General features: G+C 43.2%; 16 protein-coding genes and 3 tRNA genes. 15 read left to right on the top strand and 4 right to left on the bottom strand.

Annotated elements, in window-relative coordinates:
* Positions 1-3: 3 nt before the first annotated feature.
* The 7 genes from DWU89_RS00095 to DWU89_RS00065 all read left to right on the top strand — a co-directional run bounded on the left by DWU89_RS00095 (position 4) and on the right by DWU89_RS00065 (position 8,670).
* Complete coding sequence (locus tag DWU89_RS00095; protein WP_115497666.1) at positions 4-951, top strand: hypothetical protein; 948 nt, start codon at positions 4-6, stop codon at positions 949-951.
* Between the two features lie 11 nt (positions 952-962).
* Positions 963-3,161, top strand: coding sequence for a Kelch repeat-containing protein (locus DWU89_RS00090; protein WP_115497665.1), 2,199 nt, complete (start codon positions 963-965; stop codon positions 3,159-3,161).
* A 7-nt stretch (positions 3,162-3,168) separates the two neighbouring features.
* Complete coding sequence (locus tag DWU89_RS00085) at positions 3,169-4,056, top strand: serine O-acetyltransferase (RefSeq protein WP_115497664.1); 888 nt, start codon at positions 3,169-3,171, stop codon at positions 4,054-4,056.
* An 84-nt stretch (positions 4,057-4,140) separates the two neighbouring features.
* Complete coding sequence (locus DWU89_RS00080; protein ID WP_115497663.1) at positions 4,141-4,539, top strand: (2Fe-2S) ferredoxin domain-containing protein; 399 nt, start codon at positions 4,141-4,143, stop codon at positions 4,537-4,539.
* Between the two features lie 31 nt (positions 4,540-4,570).
* Entirely contained in the window at positions 4,571-6,364 is a 1,794-nt protein-coding gene (locus DWU89_RS00075; protein WP_115497662.1) for an NADH-ubiquinone oxidoreductase-F iron-sulfur binding region domain-containing protein, read from the top strand.
* Positions 6,365-6,384: 20 nt separating this feature from the next.
* Positions 6,385-8,175, top strand: a complete 1,791-nt coding sequence (locus tag DWU89_RS00070) for an NADH-dependent [FeFe] hydrogenase, group A6 (protein WP_115497661.1) — start codon at positions 6,385-6,387, stop codon at positions 8,173-8,175.
* Between the two features lie 3 nt (positions 8,176-8,178).
* Entirely contained in the window at positions 8,179-8,670 is a 492-nt protein-coding gene (locus tag DWU89_RS00065) for an NADH-quinone oxidoreductase subunit NuoE family protein (RefSeq protein WP_115497660.1), read from the top strand.
* Positions 8,671-8,778: 108 nt separating this feature from the next.
* On the opposite strand, the gene aldA is transcribed toward DWU89_RS00065, so the two are convergent.
* The 3 genes from aldA to gyrA form a co-directional block, all read right to left on the bottom strand.
* Positions 8,779-10,215 (bottom strand): aldehyde dehydrogenase, encoded by a 1,437-nt coding sequence (aldA, locus tag DWU89_RS00060; RefSeq protein WP_115497659.1) that lies wholly within the window; start codon positions 10,213-10,215, stop codon positions 8,779-8,781.
* 509 nt (positions 10,216-10,724) lie between these two features.
* Entirely contained in the window at positions 10,725-11,948 is a 1,224-nt protein-coding gene (locus tag DWU89_RS00055) for a tetratricopeptide repeat protein (protein WP_115497658.1), read from the bottom strand.
* 41 nt (positions 11,949-11,989) lie between these two features.
* On the bottom strand, positions 11,990-14,596 hold the full coding sequence (gene gyrA, locus DWU89_RS00050) for a DNA gyrase subunit A (RefSeq protein ID WP_115497657.1): 2,607 nt from the start codon (positions 14,594-14,596) through the stop codon (positions 11,990-11,992).
* Between the two features lie 204 nt (positions 14,597-14,800).
* Between gyrA and DWU89_RS00045 the strand changes: the two genes are divergently transcribed.
* Both DWU89_RS00045 and htpG read left to right on the top strand, forming a co-directional pair.
* Complete coding sequence (locus tag DWU89_RS00045) at positions 14,801-17,416, top strand: ATP-dependent Clp protease ATP-binding subunit (RefSeq protein ID WP_115497801.1); 2,616 nt, start codon at positions 14,801-14,803, stop codon at positions 17,414-17,416.
* A gap of 405 nt (positions 17,417-17,821) precedes the next feature.
* Positions 17,822-19,873, top strand: a complete 2,052-nt coding sequence (htpG, locus tag DWU89_RS00040) for a molecular chaperone HtpG (RefSeq protein ID WP_115497656.1) — start codon at positions 17,822-17,824, stop codon at positions 19,871-19,873.
* A gap of 65 nt (positions 19,874-19,938) precedes the next feature.
* Here the strand turns inward: htpG and DWU89_RS00035 are convergent, their stop codons facing one another.
* Positions 19,939-21,072: a vWA domain-containing protein gene (locus DWU89_RS00035; protein WP_115497655.1), complete on the bottom strand. Its 1,134-nt coding sequence runs from the start codon at positions 21,070-21,072 to the stop codon at positions 19,939-19,941.
* A 147-nt stretch (positions 21,073-21,219) separates the two neighbouring features.
* On the opposite strand from DWU89_RS00035, the gene DWU89_RS00030 reads away from it, so the two are divergent.
* From DWU89_RS00030 to DWU89_RS00005, 6 genes are all read left to right on the top strand, one after another.
* Positions 21,220-22,920 (top strand): tetratricopeptide repeat-containing sensor histidine kinase, encoded by a 1,701-nt coding sequence (locus tag DWU89_RS00030; protein WP_115497654.1) that lies wholly within the window; start codon positions 21,220-21,222, stop codon positions 22,918-22,920.
* Positions 22,917-23,675 carry a LytR/AlgR family response regulator transcription factor gene (locus tag DWU89_RS00025; RefSeq protein WP_244205820.1) on the top strand — a complete coding sequence of 253 codons (759 nt, stop codon included), beginning with the start codon at positions 22,917-22,919 and terminating at the stop codon, positions 23,673-23,675. The genes DWU89_RS00030 and DWU89_RS00025 overlap by 4 nt, the downstream gene beginning before the upstream one ends.
* Positions 23,676-23,798: 123 nt before the next feature.
* On the top strand, positions 23,799-26,114 hold the full coding sequence (locus DWU89_RS00020) for a patatin-like phospholipase family protein (protein WP_115497652.1): 2,316 nt from the start codon (positions 23,799-23,801) through the stop codon (positions 26,112-26,114).
* A gap of 75 nt (positions 26,115-26,189) precedes the next feature.
* A tRNA-Arg gene (locus tag DWU89_RS00015) sits at positions 26,190-26,266 on the top strand.
* 33 nt (positions 26,267-26,299) lie between these two features.
* A tRNA-Arg gene (locus tag DWU89_RS00010) sits at positions 26,300-26,376 on the top strand.
* A 33-nt stretch (positions 26,377-26,409) separates the two neighbouring features.
* Positions 26,410-26,483: transfer RNA gene (locus tag DWU89_RS00005), tRNA-Arg, on the top strand.
* Positions 26,484-26,613 lie beyond the last annotated feature (130 nt).

Below are 26,613 nucleotides of genomic sequence, written 5' to 3'. Positions count from 1 at the left end.
TTTATGAAAAGACTTTGGATTTTGATTTTCTTTGTTGTTCTGCCAATGTGTTTGGCCGCTCAACAAAAAACTGAATATAACAGAAAAGGGGACGAGGCGATGAAACGTCTTGATTACAGTGATGCAAGGATGTGGTATGAAGAAGGAGTTGTACAATGTGACCCCTATAGTATTGGGCAACTTACTTCGATTTGGTTGGTTAACCAGCGGATGCGTCCATCCATGCATAGTTTGATGAATAAATGCCGGAATTGCCTGGAAGTGATGGCAAATAATAAGGATACAACCGCCATATCGCAGTTGATTACTTATTATACCGAGGGCATAGGAACACCCAAGAATGAGACATTGGCAAAATCTTGGCAGGAACGTCTGGAGACGCTTCGTAAACCAGTAGAACCTGTCCATTATACTTCCAACCAAACAAAACCAGATAAGCCCAAAGAGCCAATGAAGTTTTTTGTTGGTTATGCTTACTCTGTAGAAGCGCCTTATGGCTTAACTGTTGGAGGAGTAAAATCCCGCCTGGGTTGGTTTGTACGTTTCAGAACGAATTTTAGTTTTAAGGATAATGACAGCGAGTGCAGGGGAAATGGGCAAATGGTCGGTTCTGTTCCCGGCGGTCCTTTTATTCGTTTTACCAATAATCAAAAAGTAAACTCTTATGCCGGAACTGCTGGTATTGTCGTAAAATGTACGTCTTGGCTCTATACTTCTGTCGGTTTAGGATATGGAAATCGCGAATTGCTGTGCGAATATAAAACCATTGATGCTACAGACCACAGGATCGAGAAATTATATTGGAGTAAAAATCTTGACCATTCTTATAATGGTCTGGCTGCCGATTTGGATTTTATGGTGAAGTTTGGTCCTGTCTTTGTCAGTGCCGGATGTAATACATTAAACTTTAAATATATAGATCTGAATGCAGGTCTTGGTGTATTTTTCTAATCGTTGATATTATGAAACATATATATCTGTTATTATCATTCTTTGCATCTTTATGCTTACTTGTCGGTTGTGTAGATGATCCGGAAATGGATACTCATCTTCAGAATGGGATTGCTCCGGAAGTGTCCGAAACATCGAGAGTAGATATTTCGGCTTCAACAATGACATTGAAAGCAAGTATTTTGAAAGAGAACGGTTCGCAAATACTTGAATGCGGCGTATGTTGGAGTGATATATTTGAAAACTCCCCCAAGACCAATATGTATGAAGGGAGATATAAGAAAACATCAAAAATGGAGAATGGAGAGTTTGAAGTGACGATATCAGACCTTCATGATAAAACCAACTATTATATTTATGCTTATGCGATTAATGAGACCGATACCGCTTTTTCTTCGTCGGGAACCTATACAACAGAAATCGGTGTTGGTGAAGTAAAGACAGTAGCTATAGATAGTGTTAACGTGAAAGCGACTTCTGTACTGGTTAGCGGCAAGATTAAAAGTCGGGGAGAAGGCATAGAGAATATAGGTTTCTATTTGTCGGATAAAAACAATCCGCCGTCAAAAAATGATTCGGTCATTGCCTATACGGGAGATTATATGTCGACAGATTCTTTTAGCTGTTCTATTACAAATCTGAAACCGAGCACGCTGTATTATGTACGTGCATTTGCAACCAACTCCTTTGGGGAATTTTCTTTTAATGTAGATTCATTTAAAACAACAGATGGTAAACCCAAATTGGGAACTCTATCTTTGGATAGCACAAGTTTTACAACAGCAGATCTGTCAGCTCAGCTCATTGACGAGGGTGATTCATCCCTAACTAAATTTGGTTTTTGCTGGGGAGCGATGGAGGAACCTACTATCGAAAATGCAGATACGATTCTTTGTTCAGAAATAATAGAAGGTAAGTTTAGCGGAAGAATACATAGCCTGGAATCAAATAGGAAATACTATGTCCGGGCTTATGCTACAAATGCATTCGGAACAGTATATAGTACCAACATAAAAGATTTCTTCCCGAAAAGCCAATTGCCGACAGTTGTTAGCATACCTGTTGCAGGGGAAACGATCGTGAATGGTTCTGCAATTGTAAGTGGAGAATTGCAGAACGAAGGAATGTCCGCTGTTACGACAATAGGTCTCTGTTGGTCCACTACAAATAAGAATCCGAGGATATCGGAAAAGAATTGTTTCTATAAAGAAATCCCGTTGGAAGAATTAGATGAGAATAATGTATTTACGTATGTATTGACTAATCTGACAGGAGCAACTACGTATTATGTGAATGCTTATGCAGCCAATGAAAATGGTATTCAATATGGAGAAGTCCAATCGTTTACGACTCCTCTCATTCTGACACCCAAAAGTATTTACCAAGGAGTCAAACGCTCTTTCTCTGCAGCTTTTGCAGTCGATGGACAGGCCTTTATTGTTGGAGGTGATTTAGGTAATGAACGAACGAATGAGTCATATAATTATAATGCAGATATGGATGAATGGAGTCCGTCTGCACCATATAGTAATGCCTATTCACAAATGACAGCCTGTATCAAAGATGGTAATGCATATATTATAGGAGGAACTGACAATTCTATATTTGCTACAGATGTCCAGATTTATATGCCATCTTCTAACACTTGGGCGACAATGCCTTCGTTACCAGATGGAGAAGGACGCTATGATGCGGTTAGTTTTGTTTATCGGGATTCAATCTATGTCTTAGGTGGAGTGAATGATAATGAAAACTCACAGGAACTCTGGAAATTTACCGGAGATGCTTGGGTGATGAAAACAGATCAATTTCCTGTTTCCCAGCAAAAAGGTATAGCCTTGGTTGCCAATGATAAAGTTTATGCCGGTTTGGGTAGTAGCATCGGCTTAAAAAGAGGTTTCTGGATGGCTTCCGACAGTTTAACAGCATGGGTAAATGCTCCGGGATCATTACCAAGTAATATTGGAGTCGTTTCTTCTGCAGTATATTACAAGAACGATCAGTGGGACAGTTTCTTTATGGTTGACAACAATGGTAAAATATGGGAATATAATTTGTCCGGTAAGTGGATTGAACATCCTACAACTCTTCAACGTATGAATAACTATCATATGTTTATACTGAATGATAAGATTTATATTTTGGGACAAGATCGCTTTGAAAATAACTTCTTTGTGATGTATGATCCGGTCTGGGATCCCGGGAAATGATTAAATAATGAATAGAGCAAGCATATTAGAAGACATTCAAAAGAATGTAGAAATGTTGTCGACACCGGATTTGCCGGAGTATAAGTATATTCCGCTGCATCAAAAGCCATCGCCGTCAGTAACAGCATTGCAGGAAGTCATGTGTTTACTCCGTAAAGTGATTTTTCCGGGTTTTTTCGGTACGGAACAGGAGGCACAAACTGATTCTATACAATATTATACAGGAGTATATTTGGAACAGATCTATGACTTATTGCAGGAACAGATTTATAACGGTTTGTGTTTTGAAGTGGAACGCTGTTGTGATTCCAAAGACCGTGCTTCCAGAATAGCGATTGCTTTTATTAATAAGATTCCCCATATTAAATATTTGCTGTCTACTGATGTGAAAGCTATTTTGGATGGCGATCCGGCGGCAAAAAGTCCCAGCGAAATTATTTTCTGTTATCCAGCAATCCAGGCGATTCTCTATCAGCGGGTAGCACATGAGCTATTAAAACTCGATGTTCCCGTAATACCCAGGATTATAACAGAAATGGCCCATTCGGATACGGGTATAGATATTCATCCGGGAGCACAAATAGGAGAATACTTCAGTATCGATCATGGAACAGGTGTCGTTATTGGACAGACAACCATTATTGGGAATCATGTCCGATTATACCAAGGAGTAACATTGGGTGCTAAAAATTTCACTTTGGATGAAGATGGTTTGCCGTTGGATGTTCCCCGTCATCCGATTATTGAAGATTATGTCACTATTTATTCAAATGCTTCGATTCTCGGAAGAATCACAATAGGTAAAGGTTCGATTATAGGAGGTAATATCTGGCTCACACATAGTGTTCCTCCTAATTCGAAAATCTTACAGACGCGCGCTGTTGAAGATAAATAGAAAAAGAGATGCTATTTTAAAGAAAAATACGTATGTTTGTGACATACCTCTTAGAGCGTATTATACCTTAAAATAGTGTGAACCATGAATAAAGTGAAAACATTGGATGACCTCCGAAAGATGCGTGAAACCTTACGCACGACCTTGGATATAAGAGAAAAAAGCAATCATCCCGAACAAATGGTGCAGATTCGGGTTTCGATGGCAACCTGCGGTATTGCAGCCGGAGCCAAAGAGATTATGAATTATTTCATAGAAGCACTAGACCGTGAGAAAGTTGATGCATTAGTGACACAGACCGGCTGCATGGGCTATTGCTATGCTGAACCGACTATCGAAGTGGCTGTGCCCGGTAAAGAACCTATTGTATTCGGTCATGTCAATAAAGAAAAGGTGGATGAAATAATCAATCGTTATATCCGGCAGGGAGAACTATTGGATGATATTATCCCTGTCACTTACACTGCGATTAAACCAGAGTAACGAACTTCCTTAAACAATAAATACTTACATAATGGCACAATACAGTAGTTATATACTGGTGTGTGGTGGTACCGGCTGCCGTGCATCACAGAGTGAACTTATACTTGAAAATCTGAAAGAGGCCGTAGAACAACACGGATTACAGGATACAGTCCAAGTGATCCGTACAGGCTGTTTTGGCTTTTGCGAGAAAGGACCGGTTGTAAAGATGGTTCCTGATAATACCTTCTATGTACAGGTAAAACCATCAGATGCCGAAGAGATAGTTCTGGAACATTTGATCAAAGGAAGGAAGGTGGAACGCTTGCTTTATGTCGACCCCGAGACGAATGAGCAGGTTCCGGACTCCAAACACATTGACTTCTATAAAAAGCAACTTCGTATAGCCTTGCGGAATTGCGGTTTTATCAATCCTGAAAATATTGATGAATATATTGCACGTGACGGTTATGTAGCCTTAGGTAAAGCACTGACGGAAATGACACCGGAGTCAGTGATTAAGGAAATCATGGATAGTGGCTTGCGCGGCAGAGGAGGTGGCGGATTCCCGACCGGGTTGAAATGGCAGATAACACGCAAGGTCCAGGCTCCTCAGAAATATGTGGTTTGTAATGCAGACGAAGGTGATCCGGGAGCATTTATGGACCGTTCCATATTGGAAGGTGATCCACATTCTATAGTAGAGGCGATGGCAATTAACGGATATTGTACAGGAGCCAATAAAGGCTTGGTATATATTCGCGCTGAATATCCTTTGGCTGTAGAACGATTGAGAATTGCAATCCGGCAGGCAAAAGAATACGGTTTGTTAGGAGAGAATATCTTTGGAACAGATTTCTCTTTTGATATCAATATACGTTATGGTGCCGGAGCTTTTGTCTGTGGTGAAGAAACCGCATTGATCCACAGTATGGAAGGACTCCGCGGAGAGGCGACAGTCAAGCCTCCTTTTCCCAGCGAGCATGGCTACAAAGGTTGTCCTACGAATGTGAATAATGTGGAAACCTATGCAAATGTGCCGGTTATCCTTCTGAGAGGAGCAAAGTGGTTTAGTAGCATAGGAACAGAGAAAAGCAAAGGGACAAAGGTTTTTGCCTTGGCGGGAAAAGTGAATAATGTCGGGCTGATAGAAGTTCCGATGGGAACAACGTTGCGTGAAGTTATTTTCGGTATCGGTGGCGGTATTAAAGATGGCAAGAAGTTCAAGGCCGTACAGACAGGAGGACCTTCCGGAGGCTGCCTGACTGCAAAGCATCTTGATCTGCCGATTGATTATGATAATCTGTTGGCTGCCGGTTCTATGATGGGTTCAGGCGGTATGATTGTAATGGATGAAGACGATTGCATGGTTGCAATGGCTAAATTTTACCTGGACTTTACTGTAGAAGAATCATGCGGCAAATGTGCCCCTTGCCGGATTGGCAATAAGCGGTTGCATGAGATTCTGCAAAAGATAACTTCCGGTAACGGTACGATTGAAGACCTGAATATGCTGCGTAATCTGGCCGGAGTCATTAAAGATACAGCTCTATGTGGATTGGGACAGACCTCTCCAAACCCGGTTCTATCTACAATGGATAACTTTTATGATGAATATCTGGCTCATGTAGAAGAACAACGCTGTCCGTCTCATCAGTGCCGAGAATTGACACAATACTTTATCAATCCGGAAAAATGTAAAGGCTGTACACTTTGTGCCCGGATATGTCCGGTGAACGCAATTACAGGAGACCGGAAAGTTCCGCACGTTATCGATCCGCAAACTTGTATCCGCTGCGGTTCATGTATTGAGAAGTGTAAGTTCGGAGCTATTTATGTACATTAATAAATGGATAACAGACAAAAATGGAAACAGTAAAACTTATTATAGATAGAAGACCGGTAGAAGTTCCCAAAGGGACTACTATCCTGGACGCTGCAAAAGGAATGGGCATACGTATCCCGACTCTTTGCTACATGAAATTAGAAGATCTGCATTATGAAAACAATCCGGGAGCCTGTCGTATCTGCGTGGTTGAAATAGAAGGTCGCCGTAACCTGGCTCCATCGTGCAAGACCGAATGTACCGAAGGTATGGTTGTACGGACACATAGTCCCCGGGTGATGAATGCTCGCAAGACTGTGATGGAATTGATTCTATCCAACCATCCGGCAGAATGCCTGACTTGCAGTAGCAACGGATATTGCGAACTGCAGACAATCGCTCATGATCTTGGCATACGCGAAATTCGTTATAAAGGTGAAATGTCTACGTTCCAGATAGACCGTTCACCGTCTATCGTACGGAATATGAATAAATGCATCATGTGTCGCCGTTGCGAAACGATGTGTAACAATATCCAAACCGTTGGTGCATTGACAGCTGTCAATCGCGGTTTTAATGCAGCCGTTTCTACCGCATTTGAGCGGGATATTGCCGGCAGTACTTGTTCCTATTGCGGTCAATGCGTATCCGTTTGTCCGGTAAATGCCTTGAGCGGAAGAAACACACAACAGCCCGTTCTGGATGCAATTGCCGATCCGGACAAGATCGTAATAGCTCAAACTGCACCGGCTGTCCGTACAGCACTTGGCCGTGACTTCGGTTTCGAACCGGGCACATTGGTAACAGGAAAAATGGTATCGGCTCTCCGGCAGTTAGGCTTCGATTATGTATTTGATACCGATTTTGCTGCTGACCTGACCATCATGGAGGAAGGAACGGAGCTGTTGCAACGAATCGGTAAATATCTCAATGGAGATAAAAAGGTAAAAATGCCGTTGATGACCAGCTGCTGCCCGGGTTGGGTCAGCTTTGTCGAACAGCATTTCCCAGAACTAAGGGATAATCTTTCTACCGCAAAAAGTCCGCAACAAATGTTCGGCGCAATCGCTAAAAGCTATTTTGCTGAAAGGTTAGGAGTGGATAGGAAACGGATTGTAGTCGTCTCTATTATGCCTTGCCTGGCAAAGAAGTACGAAGCCAGCCGGCCGGAGTTTGCCGTCGAAGGTAATCCAGATGTCGATATTTCGATTTATACACGTGAGTTGGCACGTCTGATTCGTTATGCCAATATCAACTTTACAGACTTGCCGGACAGCGATTTCGATCGTCCGCTGGGTGAATCTACCGGCGCCGGTGTAATCTTCGGTACTACCGGAGGAGTAATAGAAGCTGCCTGTCGTACAGCCTACGAACTGTACACGAAGAAACCACTTCCTAAACTTGAGTTTGAAGAACTTCGCGGACTGGAAGGAATCCGTAGTGCAACGATCGATTTTGATGGAACGCCTGTTAAGATCGGTATTGCCCATGGTTTGGGAAACGCCCGCAAATTAGTAGAAGAAGTGAAGAACGGAACATCTCCTTATCATGCTATTGAAATAATGGCATGTCCGGGAGGATGCATCGGTGGAGGTGGTCAACCGTTCCATCAGGGCAGGATGGAGGTTCTGCGCAAACGTGCTGCCGCTCTCTATCAGGAGGATAAAAACAAGACGCTTCGTAAAAGTCATGAGAATCCTTATATACAGGAGCTTTATGCCAATTATCTGGGAGAACCCTGCGGACCGCGAGCCCATAAGTTGTTGCACACGCACTATTTTGATCGGAAGGAAGCTGTTAATATGTTTATTCAAGAAAATCAGGAGAAATAGAGTATGGAAAAGATACATTTGCTTAAGATAAAGCTAAAGGAGTTGGAAGCTGTTTGCAATGAACACCACAACGATGCGGGAGAACTGATCAACATCTTGCATGCCGCGCAGGGAATATTCGGTTACTTGCCCCGCGAAGTACAGGAAGTTATTGCAGACCGATTAAATATTCCTGTCTCGCGAGTATATGGTGTTGTCACCTTCTACTCTTTCTTTACAATGACTCCGAAAGGGAAATATCCTATTTCTGTCTGCCTGGGTACTGCTTGCTATGTCCGTGGAGCTGAAAAAGTATTGGATGAGTTCCAGCGTCAGTTGGAGATAAAAGTCGGGGAGACTACGCCTGACGGTCTGTTTTCATTGGACTGCCTGCGCTGTGTAGGCGCTTGCGGACTTGCTCCGGTTGTCACCATTGCCGGAAAAGTCTATGGACGTTTGTCTCCGGAAAAGGTGCGGGACATTCTTTCCGAATACTACCTGTTGGAACAAGTATAGTTCGTATTATATTTCTTATGCCACTTAGTTGGCACAGTCTTGCCATCGCCTTGGCACAGCTGTGCCATCTAAGTGGCATAACTGTGCCAACCTGATGGCACAAGGCTTTTACTCCTTTGTTTCTATATAAACAACGTGTGTCTGTAAATATTCCTCAAGCCCGTGTTTGCCGTCGGCTCCACCAATTCCAGACTTACGCCAGCCGGCATGGAAACCTTGCATTGCTTCAAAATTTTCACGATTGATATAGGTTTCACCAAATTTCAGGGAACGCATCAACTTGAATGCATTATCTAAATTTTGTGTATAGACGGAAGAAGTCAGTCCGTATTCACAATCATTTGCCCAAGCTATGGCATCATTGATATCTGTGTATTCGACAACGGGTAGGATAGGACCAAAGGTTTCTTCCTGTATTATATCCATTTTCTGAGTGGCACAATCCAATACCGTTGGCTCAAAGAAATATCCCTTTGTTCCGATCCGGTGACCACCGCACAATAGTTTAGCGCCTTGTTCAATTGCTCTTGCCACTTTTTTCTCCATCGCAGCCAACGCATTAGCTTCGATCAGCGGTCCCATATCCAGATCTGCAATTTCATTCGGATCACCAACTTTCACCTGTTGCATGCCGGCAACAAGTTTTTCCATGAAGACATTTTTGATCTTTTTATCTACATAAACCCGTTCCGCGCAGTTACAGACCTGTCCCGTATTAATCACACGTGAAGCGATAATCGATTTAACAGCCAGATCAATATCCGCATCAGCCATCACAATAGCAGGTGCTTTTCCACCCAATTCCAATGAAACTTTCGTGATATTAGGAGCCGCAGCAGCCATTGTCTGTTGTCCGGCACCAACACTTCCTGTCAGACTGACCATACCGACTTTAGGATTGGCCGCTAATTCATGGCCAATAACAGAACCGCGTCCATTCACCAAATTGAATACTCCAGCAGGCAAACCGACTTCTTCTACGATTTGTGCAAAAACATATGCGTTTTCAGGTGTCAGCTGACTTGGTTTTACAACTATCGTGTTTCCTGTAATCAAAGCAGGAGCAGCCTTACGAGCAACAAGGAAGAACGGAAAATTCCAAGGGAGAATACCCGTTGTAACACCAATTGCCTTCTTAAACAGGAAGATACTTTCTCGTGGACGATCACTGGGAATAATCTCACCTTCATATCGACGTGCCCATCCTGCCATATAATCGATATAATCAGCAGTAAATAGTACTTCTACATTTGCAAGTCCCTGTGTTTTACCACCTTCGCGTACGATTATGTCGGTCAGTTCTTTCTCTCTTTTACGAATTCCTGCTGCAATTTTAGTCAAATAGGCTGCTCTTTCTATAGAAGGAGTTTTTTCCCATTGATCCTGAGCCTTTTCCGCAGCATCGATCGCTTTTTTCGCATCGTCTACCGTACCGTCCGGCATAAGTGAGATAACTTCTTCAGTAGAAGGATTTAATACTTTAATCCATTTCCCAGATTCATTCTCTATGAATCTGCCATTAATAAACATTTTCAATTCCTTCATGGTAATTATCTTTTTAGGTTGAAATTTGAATTTAAATGTACGAGAAAGAAAATATGATGATGTTTTAAAAATGATATTAGTTATTTCATAAATGATATATTTCTGGAATACAGGCTGATATAACTATAATATGAAAAGTCTGGAATATTTTTTCCTACAAATTCTGAACCAAATTGTTTTTTGTGCTGTTATATGATAAAATGAATTAGGAATTATATACCATAAAGGTATTCCTAAAATGATTAAGTTAGTAGTATTTGTTTTTTCATATAAGTAGAGTTTGTTATTTGTTTGGTCCGTATGTAACTGTGAAGTTGGATACGGGCTTTTTTTATGCTTTTATAGTAACCGATTTTGGTTGTTATATGTTTGCCAGATAATCACGATTATGTTTAATAGGATTATTTGACTCTCTTAAATCCTCCAACATTGCACCCTTTTTACGTTTCATAAAAACAAAAAAGGAGTTCTCGTTACCGAAAACTCCTTTTCTAAATATTATTTGATTCTTATTGCTGATTCATTTCTGCTTCGATGGCCTCCAATTCCGGACCCATGTTCAGATTGTAGTAAATACCTCTCAATCCGATCAAATTATCCTTTTTATCTGGTTCTGCTTCGTGAGCTTTCTTGAAATACGGAAGAGCTTTCTTGAATAATTCTTTGGCGACATTTAATTCTTCCTGATATTTCTTGCTATCATTGATCATGTTAGCTTCACTCTGTTTGTTTACAGCTTGATTGTAATATAAACGACCTAAGCTGGAAAGAGCGTCTGTTAGATTCGGATCTTTTTCCAAAGCCAACTTAAGGTATTTTTCTGCGTTGTCATAATCCTTGAAGCCGGTTTCGTATACACGACCTATTGCATTGTAAAGGGTTGCATCATCCGGATTTTTCTGGATAGCAATATTCAAATATTCCAATGCTTTTTCGTTTCTGTTAGAATAAATATAAATATTGATCAAGCTCATCAGGTAATATGGATCTTCCGGGAATTTAACAAGTCCTTCTTCCAATGTCTTTTCCAGATTAACAGAATCTCTAAGAACTTCTCCATATTCGTAGCAGAGATACTGATAAATGTCACTCTGACGATATTCAGTGTTCTTAGCACGATCTAAAGCAGCAATTGCTATTTTAGAGTCGCCTAATTGAGTAGCTGCAACAGCTGCATAGAACTGTACAGTCATGAATGTAGAGTCCTTCTCTGCAGTCTGAGTTCCTGCAAACATCGGCAGTTCAGAGATTTCAACGTATTGATTGAAGAAATCATAAGCTTTTTTATAATCTTTCTGGTCGAAATAGTATGCACCACCATTGAAAAGATAGATATGATTTGCACTCAAGATACTCTTAATATCTTTTGTGAACCGAGGTTTCACTTTACCTTTTTCGTTCGGCTGTTGATCCAGTTCGTATGCTTTCTGGAAATAAGGTAAAATACCATACAGAGCTTCATACATAACCGGTTCGTTCGGCTGCTGTCCCAGAATCTGCTTTGTTCTTTCAGCGTTAAACTGCTGATCTTCAATAAAACCTGCTACATACCAAGTTTTAGCGTCATCCTTAGTTTCCGGATTTTCCAATGCACCTTTGATCAAGGTTCTGGCCTCTCCAAAATCTGCATTATTGCTTTTCGCAATACTTTGTGCCTCTCCTACAGCTTTTTTCTGTGCGAAAGAGGTAGATGCTGCAACACATAGTGCAACTGTAAATAATACTCGTTTCATTTGTGATAGTGATTTGAGATTAATATTTCTATTTGTTTAAATTATTCCTCAGTTGTTTCTTCAGTGTCGTCCACATTTTCCTTGTTTTCGACATCATCAGAGACATCTTCGAAATCGGTATTCTCTATTGGATGTTCATGAACAGCAGCACCTTCCAAAGCTTCGCGCTGAGCTTTTTCTTCAGCTATCTCTTCTTCAGTCTGTGACAGAACTTTACATACAGAGGCGATTTCGTCATTACGTTTCTCCAAATTAATCAAGCGTACGCCTTGCGTTGCACGTCCGATGACATTCAGATCAGATACCTTCATACGGATCGTGATACCAGACTTATTGATGATCATGATATCATTTTCTTCCGTAACATTCTTGATAGCAACCAATTTACCGGTCTTCTCCGTAATGTTGATGGTTTTGACACCTTTACCCCCACGATTCGTAATACGGTAATCTTCAATATCAGAACGTTTACCGTAGCCTTGTTCGGACACAACCAGTACTGTTTCCTTTTCTTTGTCTTTTATGCAAACCATTCCGACTACTTCGTCGTTATCGCCGTCAAGTGTCATACCTCTAACGCCGGAAGCGGTACGACCCATAACACGCACGGCACTTTCATGGAAACGTATCGCACGCCCGTTACGGTTTGCAATCAGGACTTCATTATTACCATTTGTCATACAAACTTCGATCAGACCATCGTCTTCACGCAGCGTAATCGCATTCACACCATTCTGGCGAGGACGGGAATAAGCTTCCAGCAACGTCTTCTTGATCACACCTTTCTTCGTACAGAACAACAGGTAATGAGAATTGATAAATTCCGTATCTGTTGTCAGTTTCTTCACACGGATAAAAGCGTTTACCTTATCATCCGGCTCAATGTTCAGCAAGTTCTGGATTGCTCTACCCTTCGAGTTCTTCGCTCCTTCCGGAATTTCAAACACTTTCAGCCAGTAGCACTTACCTTTAGCCGTAAATATCAGCAAGGTGGCATGCATAGAAGCCGGATAGATATATTCCACAAAGTCTTCATCACGTGTTTCAGAACCTTTAGCTCCTACTCCACCACGTCCCTGCGCACGGAATTCGCTCAACGGAGTACGTTTGATGTAACCCATGTGCGAGATCGTGATAATCATCTCGTCGTCTGCATAGAAGTCTTCAGGATTAAGTTCTTCGGAAGCATAAACGATATCTGTTTTACGTTCGTCTCCGTACTTGTCCTTAATCTCCTGCAGCTCGTCTTTGATTACTTTCATGCAAAGATCGTCATTTTCCAGAATTTCCTTCAAATATGCGATTAATTTTTCGATTTCTTCATACTCTGCACGAAGTTTATCCTGCTCCAGTCCTGTCAACTGGCGAAGTCTCATCTCGACAATAGCACGAGCCTGTACATCTGACAGAGAGAAACGCTCCATCAAACGCTCGATTGCCTCATTCGGGCTCTTGGAAGATTTGATGATAGCGATTACTTCGTCGATGTTGTCGGAAGCAATAATCAAGCCTTCCAGGATATGGGCACGTTCTTCTGCTTTGCGCAGATCGTATTTTGTACGGCGGATCACCACTTCATGACGGTGATCGACAAATGCCTTGATCAGGTCTTTCAGGTTAAGCTGACGCGGGCGTCCGTTTACCAATGCAATATTGTTGACACTGAAAGAAGACTGCAAAGCGGTCAGTTTATACAGCTTGTTCAGCACGACGCTCGAATTGGCATCTCTTTTGACATCAACAACGATACGCATACCGCTACGGTCGGACTCATCGTTTACATTAGATATACCGTCAATACGTTTTTCATTAACCAGGTCGGCGATATACTTAATCAGTTCCGCCTTATTAACAAGGTATGGAATTTCCGTGATGATAATCTTCTCGTGGTTGCTGTCTGTTTCTATTTCAGCCTTACCACGCAGAATGATACGTCCCCTACCCGTTTCAAAAGCATCTTTCACGCCGGCATATCCGTAGATAGTGGCGCCGGTCGGGAAGTCCGGAGCTTTGATATATTGCATTAAATCTGCTACTTCCATCTCGCCGCGGGCATCGATGAAAGCCATACAGCCATCCAATACCTCGCTCAGGTTATGAGTCGGCATATTCGTTGCCATACCCACGGCAATACCCGAGCCTCCATTAACCAGCAAATTCGGAATACGAGTCGGCAATACAGTCGGTTCTTTCAACGTATCGTCAAAGTTCAGTTGGAAATCAACTGTATCTTTATCGATATCGCGAAGCATTTCTTCGGCAAGCTTGCTTAACCTTGCTTCCGTATAACGCATTGCGGCAGGACTGTCGCCGTCCACCGAACCGAAGTTTCCCTGTCCATCCACTAACGTATAACGCATAGACCATGTCTGTGCCATACGAACCATTGCGAAATAAACGGACGAGTCGCCGTGTGGATGATATTTACCTAAAACTTCACCAACAATTCTCGCAGATTTTTTATAAGGTTTGTCGGATGTATTTCCCAATTCATTCATTCCAAATAAAATACGGCGATGAACCGGTTTAAAACCATCCCTAACATCCGGAAGGGCGCGCGAAACAATGACAGACATTGAATAGTCAATGTATGCCGATTTCATTTCCTCCTCGATGTTAATCTTAATAATTCTGTCTTGATCAACCATTTAGTTTTATATTTATTACACTCAATATCTCACCTTTCAAAAAGTGCACTAAGGTAAGGCTTTTCCGTTTATCACGAAAGTTTTTAGCCCGAAATTTTAAGTCTTTGTCCTTTTCCTTTTTTATTAAGGAATAATGGCATGGAATTTGTTAGGTATATGGAGAGAGTTTATTATTTTTGCATTGTCACAGTACATTATTATAATATGAAAAATAACTATTCAAAGAGATTAATGGACATTATTGAATATAGCCGTGAAGAGGCGACAAGGCTTCAGAACAGTTATATCGGGCCGGAACACTTAATGCTTGGTATTATCCGTGACGGCGAAGGGAAGGCCGTGCAGGCACTGCGCGAACTGAATGTCGACGAATGGGGTATTAAGAAGAAGATCGAACAAGAAATCAAGAATACATTTGACGCCGAAGAAACTGTCCAGCATGACATCGCCATCAGTAAAACAACCGAACGCGTACTGCGTATGAGTATGCTCGAATCGCGTCTGTTCAAGAAAGAAGAAACAGGTACGGAACATCTGCTCCTGGCCATTCTGAAAGAAGAGTTTAACGTGGCCGCTAAAGTGCTGAACGAGGCAGGTATAACCTACCGTAGTGTGTACAATTATCTGGTAAGCGGAACAGGCTTGAAACGCATGGACGATTTTGCCGATGCAGAAGACGACCTCGAACATTTCGATGAAATCAGCGACGGTTATACCGACGATGACGAAGACGATGAAGACGATTTCTCTTCCCGCAGGGAATCTCCCCGCTCCTCCGGTTCAGGAACCGGTTCAGCACAGCCGAAGTCACCGAACGACACTCCCGTATTGGATAATTTCGGTACGGACATGACACGTGCGGCAGCCGAGAACCGCCTCGATCCGATCGTAGGACGTGAAAAAGAGATCGAACGCTTGGCACAGATCCTGAGCCGTCGTAAGAAGAACAATCCTGTCCTGATCGGCGAACCGGGTGTCGGTAAATCAGCGATCGTGGAAGGTCTGGCCCTTCGTATCATCCAACGTAAAGTATCCCGTATCCTGTTTGACAAACGTGTGATCAGCCTGGACATGGCTTCCATTGTGGCCGGGACGAAATATCGCGGCCAGTTTGAGGAACGTATCAAAGCGATTCTGAACGAATTGTCGAAGAACCCGAATATCATCCTGTTTATCGATGAGATCCATACGATTGTCGGTGCAGGTTCGGCCTCCGGATCGATGGATGCGGCCAATATGTTGAAACCGGCTTTGGCACGTGGCGAGATACAATGTATCGGTGCTACGACGCTCGACGAATATCGTAAGAACATCGAGAAAGACGGAGCCTTGGAACGCCGTTTCCAGAAAGTGATCGTCGACCCGACAACAGCCGAAGAGACTTTGCAGATCCTGCAAAACATCAAGGCCCGCTACGAGGAACATCACAATGTAATTTATACGCCGGAAGCATTGCAAGCCTGCGTAAAACTGACAGAACGTTATATCAGCGACCGTAACTTCCCGGATAAAGCAATCGACGCATTGGACGAAGCCGGCTCTCGCGTACATATATCTAACATCACTGTCCCGAAGAGCATCGAAGAGTTAGAAGCCAAAATCGAGGCGACTAAAGCTGAGAAACTGGCTGCCGTTAAGTCACAGAATTTCGAGTTAGCTGCCAGCTTCCGTGACAAAGAACGTCAGTACCTGCTCCAACTGGAAGCTGCTAAAGCCAAGTGGGAACAGGAGTTACAGGAACACCGCGAAACGGTAGACGAAGATAAAGTGGCAGAAGTTGTTGCCATGATGTCCGGTGTCCCCGTTCAGCGTATTGCCAAGGCAGAGAATCTGAAACTGCTCGAAATGGCAGAGAATCTGAAGAAGAAAGTTGTTGGCCAGGACGACGCCGTCCAGAAGATTGTAAAAGCAATCCAACGTAACCGTGTCGGTCTGAAAGACCCGAATAAGCCGATCGGAACATTTATGTTCCTCGGTCCGACTGGTGTAGGTAAAACCCATTTGGCTAAGAAGTTGGCGGAATACCTGTTCGACTCGGCAGATTCACTGGTTCGCATCGATATGAGTGAATATCTCGAGAAGTTTGCGGTGTCCCGCCTGATCGGTGCGCCTCCGGGATACGTCGGTTATGAAGAAGGCGGTCAGTTGACGGAAAAGGTTCGCCGTAAGCCCTACTCCGTTGTCTTGTTAGATGAGATCGAGAAAGCGCATCCGGACGTATTCAACCTTTTGTTGCAGGTCTTGGATGAAGGTCGTCTGACGGATAGTCTTGGCAGACGGATTGACTTTAAGAACACGATTCTGATCATGACATCCAATATCGGTACGCGCCAATTGAAGGACTTCGGCCGTGGCGTCGGCTTCAATACGCAAGTAGCCGGTGAACCGGACAAGGATTTCTCCCGCAGCGTCATTCAGAAAGCGCTGAATAAAGCGTTTGCCCCGGAATTCCTGAACCGTGTGGACGACATTATCATGTTTGACCAGTTGGATAAAGAAGCGATCCACAAGATCATCGACATCGAACTGCAAGGTCTTTACAAACGAGTTGCCAGCTTAGGTTACTCCCTGGAACTGACAGATGCCGCCAAAGACTTTATCGCAGGCAAAGGTTACGATGTGCAGTTTGGCGCCCGCCCATTGAAACGTGCTATACAGAAATATCTGGAAGACGAGATGGCAGAAATGATTATCCGTGCTTCTGTCGGCGAAGGCGACACGATTGTGGTCGACTTCGACAAAGACAAGCAGGAGATCGTTACAAGCGTAAAAAAGAGCGAGCCGACAACAGGCGAGTCTCTTCCTGAGACATCTATCTGATAATTGTTTTATTTCATATTGCTGCCACCACTGGCTATAGCGCTTTGATTTATAAGTCCTATAGAAGTGGTGGCAGCATCTTTTAGTGATACCGCTGCTACCACTATTTCACCTTTCCTCTCCTATTTCTTTAAAAAGTCTTAAATAGTTTCACCTGTTTCAATGCTTGAAACTAAAGTTTCATGCCCATGGAACAAAAGTTTCTCCTGCAAGAAACTAAAGTTTCCTCGGCATGGAACAAAAGTTTCACCACTTGGAAACTTCTGCCGCTTGCCATCTCTGATAACTTGTCAGTCTGAAATGCCATTTTGTACATTGGCATTGTTTTTGTTAATAAACATCACGTAAGCAATTATGGTTATAAAGCAGAAACAATAAGTATAATATTAAAATATATATCGTATTATGGCAAAACAAGGAAACATAGGTGTTACAAGTGAGAACATCTTCCCTATCATCAAGAAGTTTTTGTATAGTGACCACGAAATCTTCCTTCGTGAGTTAGTGTCTAACGCGGTTGATGCGACGCAGAAGTTGAAAACGCTGGCTTCGGTCGGCGAGTTTAAGGGTGAACTGGGTGACTTGACTATCCATGTCAGCTTCGACAACGATACGATCAAGATATCCGATCGCGGTATCGGTATGACAGCCGAAGAGATCGACAAATACATCAACCAGATCGCATTCTCCGGAGCCGAAGAGTTTGTTGAAAAATATAAGAACGACGCAGCCGCCATCATCGGTCATTTCGGACTTGGCTTCTACTCTTCCTTCATGGTTTCCAAGAAGGTGGAAATCGTAACCAAATCGTATAAGGAAGGAGCCGTTCCTATGAAATGGAGCTGCGACGGCACGCCCGAATACACACTGGAAGAAACAGAAAAAGAGGATCGCGGTACGGATATCATCCTGTATATCGATGACGAAAACAAAGATTTTCTGAATAAAGATAAGATTAACAGCCTGTTGACCAAATATTGCCGCTACTTGCCGGTGCCTATCGCTTTCGGTAAAAAGCAGGAATGGAAAGACGGTAAGTATGTCGATACGGACCAGGACAATATCATCAATGACATTCAGCCGGCGTGGGTCCGCAAGCCGAGCGATATGACGGACGAAGACTACAAGAAGTTCTACCAGGACTTGTATCCGATGTCGGACGAACCTTTGTTCTGGATTCATCTGAACGTGGATTATCCGTTCCACTTGACAGGTATCTTGTATTTCCCTCGCATCAAGAGCAATATCGACCTGCATCGCAACAAGATACAGCTGTATAGCAACCAGGTATTCGTTACCGACTCGGTTGAAGGTATAGTACCTGAATTCCTGACATTGTTGCATGGCGTACTGGATTCACCGGATATCCCGTTGAACGTTTCCCGTTCTTATCTGCAGAGCGACCAGAATGTAAAGAAGATCTCCAACCATATCACCAAGAAGGTGGCAGACCGCCTGGAAGAAATGTTCAAGAACGACCGCCCTCAATTCGAGGAAAAGTGGGACAGCCTGAAACTCTTCATCCAATACGGTATGCTGAGCGAAGAGAAGTTCTACGACCGTGCGGCTAAATTCGCCCTGCTGAAGGATGTGGACGGCAAATATTATACGTTTGAAGAATACAAGGCTCTGACAGAAGCTAACCAGACAGACAAGGAGGGCAATCTGATCTATCTCTACACGACCAATGTCAATGACCAGTACAGCTATATCCAGGCTGCTAAGGACAAGGCATACAGTGTGTTGATTATGGACGGCCAGTTGGATGTACACGCGATCAGCCAGTTGGAACAGAAGTTCGAGAAGACTCGTTTCGTCCGTGTGGACAGCGATACGGTCGACAACCTGATCCGCAAGGAAGACGCCGGCAAAGTTACGCTGGATGAAAACCAGAAGAACGCTTTGCAGGAAATGTTCAAGAGCCAGCTTCCGAAGATCGAAAAGACCGATTTCATCGTTACTTTCGAAGCATTGGGTGAAAACTCCAATCCGGTCATGCTGACACAGAGCGAGTATATACGCCGTATGCGTGAAATGTCTGCCATGCAGCCCGGTATGTCGTTCTACGGCGAATTGCCCGACAGCTACAACCTGGTGTTGAACACAGACCACGAGTTAGTAAAGAAAGTTCTTTCCGATGAAGAAACGGCCTGCGCGGAAAAGCTGAACCCGATCCTTGCCGACCTGAAAGGCTGGCAGGCGCGTCAAAGCGATTTACGTGAAGCCCAAAACAAAAAGAAGGAAGAAGAAATCACTTCCGAAGAGAAAGAAGATATGACGAACACGAACAAAAAGATAGACGAACTGGTTGCACAGCGCAACGGCATTCTGTCCGAATACGCCGCCGGCAACAAGCTGGTCAGCCAGCTGATCGACCTCGCACTGTTAGCAAACGGTATGCTGAAAGGTGAAGCGTTGAGCCAGTTCATCAAGCGCAGTGTTCAGATGATCGGATAATAAGGCAGATAAATAATATATTGGAAAGGCTTTAGTCAAGGAGGTTTGACTAAAGCCTTTTTTATTTATTCAACCGTGTACCCTTTTGCTTTTGCAAATTCCAGGATAGAGGAAGTTATGGCTTTTCCCAAATCCTCTTTCTTCTCTCCGGTTCCTTCTTTGGCCTGTTCCTCCATATATTGTTTGCGTTTAGCATCCAACCTGGCTATTTCTCTTTGAATGGCAGCCCGCTCTTTGGCCAGACTGTCTGCATATGCCTGTAATCGGTCATGAGATAATTGCTGCAAATCGGCCGGCAAATCATTCCGGGAGATTTTGGCGAGCGCATCTTTATCTTGTTTCAGGCGATCTACCAAGTCCCATGAGGTGTTGTCATAGACTTCCTTTGTCTTACTGACAGCCCGTTCTGCATAGTTGGCAGAAGAAATGGACATGGCGTTCTGATCCTGCATTACTTGATTGGCTTTGCGTGCAGTGCCGGCATGTCCATAACCGACATATGTTCTGTTCAACCGGTCATTACAAAGAACGATTTGGGCGTCGAAAGGTGTTTCGATATAACGGATACGTTCGTCCGAGTCGATATTGAAAAACTTGCCGTTTCCCCTTACTGCCGCATCTTGCCAGTAATCATGTATTCCTGTTGTCCTGTCGCCGCAATGGATGGTGTTGACGGAAATCCCTTTTTTGACAGCATCTGCAATGGCATCTTTGTACCGGATTTCCCCTTGGTCGAATATCTCGTTTCCGGCAATGTAAATCAACTTCATATCAGCCTCGTTGTTTCCCCATTCCAGCTCGTCGGCTGCTTTGTGGATAACGGTTCCGCAATACTCTTCGCTGCCTCCGGTTGTCAGGGCGAAAAGTTCCTGCGAGATTCGGTCCAGGTCGGTGGTCAAAGGAGTGATCTGCCGGATATAATCTCCTTTATAACGATAGTAACTGCCGTATTCATAGAGGGAAATCTCTATTTTCGGCGTTTTTCCGTTATATTTGAGCGTTGTCAGCGTATTGACGATATTCCAGAGCCGGGACTTTGCCTGTTCGATCAATCCCTGCATGCTGCCCGATGTATCGAGAAGGATGGCGACTTGTATTTTCGTCTGGTTCTCTTTCTTTGCCGTTTCAGACACCATGTTGCCCATTGCAGTAGCAAAGATGGCTGCAAACAGGAAGCTAAATAGGATAATTCTTTTCATATTCGGATATTTTTTATAGGTTTATGGTTCAAATATAGAATGTTAAATATTAAAGTTTTTGCCAGAATGGGTGAACGGGGAATTTGACTTGGTGAAACATAACAGATAAATGTATTAGAAGCATTTACTTTACACATGTAAAAACATATGACGGAAAAAGCGATGAAATACTTGTCCCTTCTTATATTCATGTTACTGCCGGCGACAATTGCCTGGTCGCAGGAAGATACGATTCCGACTATAAAGTATTCCGGTAATACCCGGAGCGCAGCCATGAAACTGTCGACCTCTTTAGAGAAAGACAGTTCCGACAGGAAAATCGCATTCGATTATCTGATTTTGGCGAAGGAGTTAATGAAACAAGGCGAATATGTAAAAGCGGAGTTGTATCTGAACAACGCCTCCAAACTCTATCAGAAGCTGAACGACAAAGAACAATTGGCCTACGTAAATCGGGAACTTGCCAAAGTGAAGGAAGCACAAAACAAACTGCGCGACGCAATCTCGAATTATAGTGAAGCAGTAAAGCTGTCACAGAACAAACAGGTGCAAGAACTGAATATAAATGACGTTAAACGTCTGAAGAATAAATCGAACCCTGTCGTACAGGCAACTTATATACAACGGAATATCGATATCCTGAATGCTGACGAAGACAAGGAGGAACGGGCTGTCGCCTATCAGCAGATGGCGGAAGTAAATATGAAGATGAATAATCAGCAAGCTGCCATTTCCAATTTGGAATCCGCATTGGAAGATGTAAAAGACAAGCCGGTCGAAACGATTAAAGTCAAACGGGAAATCGCTACTGCTTATGCCGCCGACAAGAAAATGGAGGCTGCTGCCGCGTCACTTCTCCAGTCATACGAATTGGCTTTGAAGGAAGGGCACACGATTGAAGCGAAGAAAAGCCTGGAACAGCTTGCCGCGCAATATCAGAAAATGAATAAGCCCCAGAAGGCCCTGGATCTATATAAAGATTTTATGAGTCAGCTGGAACCGATGGTTAAGGCAGACAGTACGTTGATCGATTCCCGTTTTTTTGAAGTGCACGAGAAACGCATTGCCCAGTTGGAAAAAGAGCGCGTATTGAAGGATGAACTGATCCGGAAACAGAATAAATTCAATAGCTTCCTCTTGGGCTCGATCGTTTTGATCCTGATATGCATGGCCTTTATTCTTCGGGCTTGGTATTCTATCAGGCGCAAGAATAAAAAGATCGCATTACAGTCGTTACGGCGTGAGATGAATCCGCATTTCATATTTAACAGTCTGAACAGCGTGAATCAGTTTATTGCCCGGAATGACGAACTGGCAGCCAATAAATACCTCTCTTCCTATTCCCGCCTGATGCGCAACACATTGGAAAACTCCAACAAGGACTTTACTCCGCTTGCAACCGAGCTTGAGCAACTAAAGGAGTATTTAGAACTGGAACATATGCGTTTTCAGGATAAATTCACCTATCAGATTCAGATTGACGAATCGTTCGACATGGAGGCAATCCTTATTCCCAATATGCTTATCCAGCCACAATTGGAAAATGCGATCTGGCACGGACTCCGTTACAAGGAAAATTCCGGACTGCTCACTTTGACAATCCGAAAGAAGGCTTCTTCCCTATCCGTTGTCATAGAAGATAACGGCATCGGGCTGACCAAAAGCCGGGAGTTGAAAACCAAACATCAGCGGGAGCACCATTCGCGTGGCCTTACCAATACATACGAACGTATCCATTTACTGAACAGTTTGTATAATTGCCACATAACAATAGACATAACAGAAAAAACCGGGAATGAAAGCGGAGTAATCGTCACCTTTCACTTTCCCATACAACATAAAAAATGATGGAGACATTATCTAAGATAAAGAGTGTGATCGTAGAAGACGAACAAGCCGCACGCGAGGCTTTGAAAAATTATTTGGCTAAATATTGTCCTTCCGTGGAAGTAGTCGGAGAAGCCATTGACTGTAAGTCGGCCATTCCTCTGCTACATGAACTGGAGCCGCAACTGGTTTTCCTGGATGTCGAAATGCCTTTTGGAAATGCATTCGATGTACTGGAAGGATGCCGGGATATATATTTTGAGACGATCTTCGTTACGGCTTATTCCGAATATTCACTGCGTGCGTTGAATCAAAGTGCGGCTTATTATCTGCTTAAACCGGTCAGTATAGAGGAACTTATATTGGCGGTCAACAAAGTCCAGCAACACATCTCCAATCGCGAAGTTTTCAACCGCAATAAAATTCTGGTAGAAAACTTACGGGAATCCAAACCGGAAAAGCAGCAAGTCATTCTGCCGACTTTGGAAGGTTTCGAGGTTGTCAAGATGGAACAGATCGTTCGTTTGCAGGGAAATGGTAATTTTACAGATATTTATCTCACGGACAAAAGTAAAAAGATGGTCTGCCGTTTCCTGAAACATTTCAGTGAAATATTGCCGTTCCCTTTTGTTCGCATACATAAGTCGCATATTATAAATTTTAATTGTATCAAGTCTTACCATAAAGGTTCGGGAGGATATGTCGTACTGGAAGATGAAACGGAAATAGAAGTTTCTCCCAGTTATAAGGAAAACTTTCTACAGCTGTTCAAATGATCTTACCTGTGTGACCAATTAACAAAACAGACCAATTTTATGTTGTATTTTATGCATCTCAAATTCTTGCAGTCTGGGAAATAACGACTACTTTTGAAATCATTAAGTAGAGAAGTTACAAGTATGAAAAAGATAGCTGTACTGACAGCCTTGTTATTTATGGCCTTACAGATGGGATACGCCCAGAAGGTGGGATTGGTTCTGAGTGGTGGCGGTGCGAAAGGAGCTGCCCACATCGGAGTCATCAAGGCACTGGAAGAAAATGGAATACCGATCGATTATATAACGGGAACATCCGCCGGCGCAATTGTCGGCAGCCTTTATGCAATGGGATATACGCCGGAAGAGATGGTTAATTTAATGTTGTCCGAAGAGTTCAGTTACTGGCAGACCGGGACAGTGGAAAACGAATATAAATACTATTTCAAACGTCCGGACCCGACACCTGAATTCGGCCATTTCTCGATCGACATGACTGATTCATTACAAGTTAAAGCCAATTTTTTCCCTCAAAGCCTGATCAATCCGATCCAGATGAACCAGGCTTTTATGGCTTTGTTTTCGCAGGCGACAGCTAAAGCCGGATGGAATTTTGACAACCTTTTTGTGCCTTTCCGCTGCGTAGCATCGGATATCTACAGCAAAAAAGCCATTATCTTCAAAAACGGGGACTTGGGCGATGCTGTCCGGGCTTCCATGACTTTCCCGTTCTTTTTCCAGCCGATATGGAAAGACAGTGTGCCTATTTTCGACGGCGGTATATACGATAACTTCCCGGTTGGCCCGATGAAAGAGGCGTTTCATCCGGAATTTATCTTTGGCTCGACAGTGGCAGGCAGCAATAACAAGCCTTCTTCCAATCCTTATAACCAGCTTGAGACGATGATTATGCAGAAAACGGAATACGACGTACCCGAGGAAGAAGGCATGATGATCAAATTCAGCTTCCCGACCGTCTCTCTTCTTGATTTCCAGAAATCACGGGAATTGATGGATATCGGCTATAAACGGACGATGGCGATGATGGATTCGATCAAGGCACGTGTCTCCCGGCGGGTTGACCTGGACGAAGTGAACAAACGCCGTGAGGCCTACAAGCAAAGTCTGCCTCCTTTAATCTTCCAGAATATATATGTTACAGGCGTGAGCGAATCGCAACGGAAATATATCGAAGCCCAACTGCATCGCGACATCAACCACGAGTTTTCGATGGAAGAATTTAAGCGTGCATACTTCAAGATGCTGACTTACTCCAAAATTAAGGAGATATTGCCGCATGCCGTTTATAACCGGAAGGAGAAAAAGTTTGACCTTTATCTGGATGTCAAGATGAAGGAAGAGATCACAGTCGGGTTCGGAGGAAACGTATCTTCCTATCAGGCTAACCAGTTATTCTTAGGATTGGGATACCAATACTTAGGACGGTTTGCCGCTGATGTTAATTCCAATTTCCAAGTGGGTAACTCCTTTAGCGGAGTGATGCTGAGCGGGCGTATTTATTTACAGACAAGGATACCGACCTATCTGAACTGGCAAGGTGTATTCTCGGAAAAAAAATATTCGGAAAGCCAGTCATTGTTCTACGAAGATGTTCTGCCGGCTTTTATCCGCCAGAAAGAGTTATATACGAAAGTCAAACTTGGTTTTCCGTTCCTGAACCGCGCCAAGGCGGAGATCGGTTTTGCCTACGGGCGGCTCAATGATTACTATTTCCAGACATCCAATATGACCTTCCCGAATGCAACATCTGATCACAGTTGGTATGATTTGTTTGCCGGCTCCCTTAGCATCGAACGAAACTCCTTGGATTACAAACAATATCCTATTTCCGGCCGGAAGCAGTTTCTTGTTGCGCAATATGTGACAGGCAAGGAAAATTACCGCCCTTCTCCTCTTACCGATATGGGAGCTTTTGACAGGAAAATACACAGCTGGTTACAGATGAAAGGCGAATGGGAACAATATAGGACACTTAGTTCACACTTTAATCTTGGTTTTACAAGTGAGCTTGTCATTTCCAGCAAGAATTTGATGAACAACTATACGGCTTCTGTTTTGCAGGCACCGGCGTTTACACCGACTCCTCATAGCCAGATAGTCTTTAACGAGGCTTTCCGGGCCAACCAGTATGTAGCGTTCGGGCTCTCTCCTATCTGGAAGTTCAGCAAATTGCTCCATTTTCGTCTGGATATGTATGGTTTTGCCCCGTTGTATGAAATTAAGAAAGAAGAGATATGGAATAACAATACTTATTCTGCTATCCCCTATTATGGAAAATTTCTCCATTCGTTCAAATATATGGGAGAGGCAGCCCTTGTTTTGCAACTGCCATTTGCCAACATCAGCCTGTATGCGAATGGCTATAGCTATCCATCGAAAAATTTCAATTTCGGTTTGAATATTGGTTATCTGATATTTAACCCGAAGATGCTGGATTAGTTAAAAAAAAGACAACGGAAAGGTTTGCATATAAAAAAGAAAATACTACCTTTGCACTCGCAATCAAGAAATAATGGCCGCGTAGCTCAACTGAATAGAGTAGCTGACTACGGATCAGCCGGTTACAGGTTTGAATCCTGTCGCGGTCACCATTTCAAGATGAAGTTTAAACAAAAATGAAGATTGGCCGCGTAGCTCAACTGAATAGAGTAGCTGACTACGGATCAGCCGGTTACAGGTTTGAATCCTGTCGCGGTCACCATTCAGAAGAAGTTTAAACAAAAATATAAAGATTGGCCGCGTAGCTCAACTGAATAGAGTAGCTGACTACGGATCAGCCGGTTACAGGTTTGAATCCTGTCGCGGTCACAAAAAAGAGAATACTATCTAATTAGTATTCTCTTTTTTTGTGGAAAATCAGGAGGGATCACCCCGAAAAATAGTGGAGCTATGCATATATATTTTTGAGTCTAAATAAAAAGTATGATATATTGTTCAC

The sequence above is a fragment of the Parabacteroides acidifaciens genome, assembly GCF_003363715.1.
Lineage (GTDB): Bacteria > Bacteroidota > Bacteroidia > Bacteroidales > Tannerellaceae > Parabacteroides > Parabacteroides acidifaciens.
This window is presented reverse-complemented; position numbering and strand designations above follow the sequence as displayed.

What these genes read in the sequence shown, in the direction of transcription:
- DWU89_RS00065 (WP_115497660.1), top strand. Translation starts at nt 8,179, where the DNA reads ATGGAAAAGATACATTTGCTTAAGATAAAGCTAAAGGAGTTGGAAGCT.
- DWU89_RS00030 (WP_115497654.1), top strand. Translation starts at nt 21,220, where the DNA reads ATGACGGAAAAAGCGATGAAATACTTGTCCCTTCTTATATTCATGTTA.
- DWU89_RS00020 (WP_115497652.1), top strand. Translation starts at nt 23,799, where the DNA reads ATGAAAAAGATAGCTGTACTGACAGCCTTGTTATTTATGGCCTTACAG.
- gyrA (WP_115497657.1), bottom strand. Translation starts at nt 14,596, where the DNA reads ATGGTTGATCAAGACAGAATTATTAAGATTAACATCGAGGAGGAAATG.
- DWU89_RS00095 (WP_115497666.1), top strand. Translation starts at nt 4, where the DNA reads ATGAAAAGACTTTGGATTTTGATTTTCTTTGTTGTTCTGCCAATGTGT.
- DWU89_RS00080 (WP_115497663.1), top strand. Translation starts at nt 4,141, where the DNA reads ATGAATAAAGTGAAAACATTGGATGACCTCCGAAAGATGCGTGAAACC.
- aldA (WP_115497659.1), bottom strand. Translation starts at nt 10,215, where the DNA reads ATGAAGGAATTGAAAATGTTTATTAATGGCAGATTCATAGAGAATGAA.
- DWU89_RS00070 (WP_115497661.1), top strand. Translation starts at nt 6,385, where the DNA reads ATGGAAACAGTAAAACTTATTATAGATAGAAGACCGGTAGAAGTTCCC.
- DWU89_RS00090 (WP_115497665.1), top strand. Translation starts at nt 963, where the DNA reads ATGAAACATATATATCTGTTATTATCATTCTTTGCATCTTTATGCTTA.
- DWU89_RS00035 (WP_115497655.1), bottom strand. Translation starts at nt 21,072, where the DNA reads ATGAAAAGAATTATCCTATTTAGCTTCCTGTTTGCAGCCATCTTTGCT.
- DWU89_RS00075 (WP_115497662.1), top strand. Translation starts at nt 4,571, where the DNA reads ATGGCACAATACAGTAGTTATATACTGGTGTGTGGTGGTACCGGCTGC.
- DWU89_RS00025 (WP_244205820.1), top strand. Translation starts at nt 22,917, where the DNA reads ATGATGGAGACATTATCTAAGATAAAGAGTGTGATCGTAGAAGACGAA.
- htpG (WP_115497656.1), top strand. Translation starts at nt 17,822, where the DNA reads ATGGCAAAACAAGGAAACATAGGTGTTACAAGTGAGAACATCTTCCCT.
- DWU89_RS00045 (WP_115497801.1), top strand. Translation starts at nt 14,801, where the DNA reads ATGAAAAATAACTATTCAAAGAGATTAATGGACATTATTGAATATAGC.
- DWU89_RS00055 (WP_115497658.1), bottom strand. Translation starts at nt 11,948, where the DNA reads ATGAAACGAGTATTATTTACAGTTGCACTATGTGTTGCAGCATCTACC.
- DWU89_RS00085 (WP_115497664.1), top strand. Translation starts at nt 3,169, where the DNA reads ATGAATAGAGCAAGCATATTAGAAGACATTCAAAAGAATGTAGAAATG.